This is a genomic window from Pseudomonas sp. 2822-17, from assembly GCF_002742485.1.
GTDB lineage: Bacteria > Pseudomonadota > Gammaproteobacteria > Pseudomonadales > Pseudomonadaceae > Aquipseudomonas > Aquipseudomonas cyclaminis.
The window spans coordinates 1-314 of sequence record NZ_LJRZ01000106.1 but is presented as its reverse complement, the minus strand read 5'-3'; the positions used below and the strand labels follow the sequence as shown (position 1 = coordinate 314).

Sequence of the window (314 nt, the reverse complement as noted above, 5' to 3'; positions counted from 1 at the left end):
ACCTGAAGATGCTCCATTAATTTTTGATAAGCTTTTGCCTCTTCTAATGGATTTAAATCTTCTCGTTGAAGATTTTCGATTAACGCCATTTCCATCATTTGATTTTCTGTTAATTCACGTACAACAGCTGGAATGGCGTGTAGCTTAGCTGCTTTCGCTGCTCTAAAACGTCTTTCTCCAACTACAATTTCAAACCCTTTTATACTCTTACGAACAATAATTGGCTGAAGAATACCATGCTGTTCTATTGATGTCTTTAATTCTTCAATTGCTTCAGGTTCAAAGACCTTTCTTGGTTGATATGGATTGGGCCG

Annotated in this window: 1 protein-coding gene; it reads right to left on the bottom strand. The window is 36.9% G+C overall.

Features of this window, described 5'->3' with window-relative positions; translation table 11 throughout:
* Window positions 1-314, bottom strand: a 314-nt coding sequence (locus AOA60_RS01140) for a ParB/RepB/Spo0J family partition protein (RefSeq protein ID WP_143522312.1), incomplete at both ends; no start/stop codon positions are given.